This is a genomic window from Bradyrhizobium sp. Kon69, from assembly GCF_055807515.1.
Genome location: NZ_JBVVOS010000554.1, coordinates 1 through 240, shown reverse-complemented (window position 1 = coordinate 240; position 240 = coordinate 1). Strand labels below are relative to the sequence as shown.

The 240-nt window shown below is 56.2% G+C and carries 1 protein-coding gene; it reads left to right on the top strand.

Annotated features, from left to right (window positions below):
* The coding region (locus tag AC0L3U_RS40135) for a hypothetical protein (protein ID WP_473365231.1) at positions 1-240 on the top strand (240 nt) is incomplete at both ends.

The following is a 240-nucleotide window of genomic DNA, read 5'->3' as shown; positions in this document are numbered from 1 at the left end:
AGCTTCGTGCCAAGCGCCGCAACGTAGAAAATCTCGAAAGATCAGTATGCTACAGGCAGCGCGCCAGTCTGTCGCAGGCCCGTTCCGCTCGCGAAATTTGCGGCTTGCCCAATAATTGTGCGGCGCACAACAGTTGTGCAGCAGCTCAAGCAAAAGGCCGCATCAAGCGCAAAAGCCGGGGCAGCCAAAGCTCTACCAGATTGATGTTGCTTGCTTTTTATGAGCCCAGCACGCGGCACG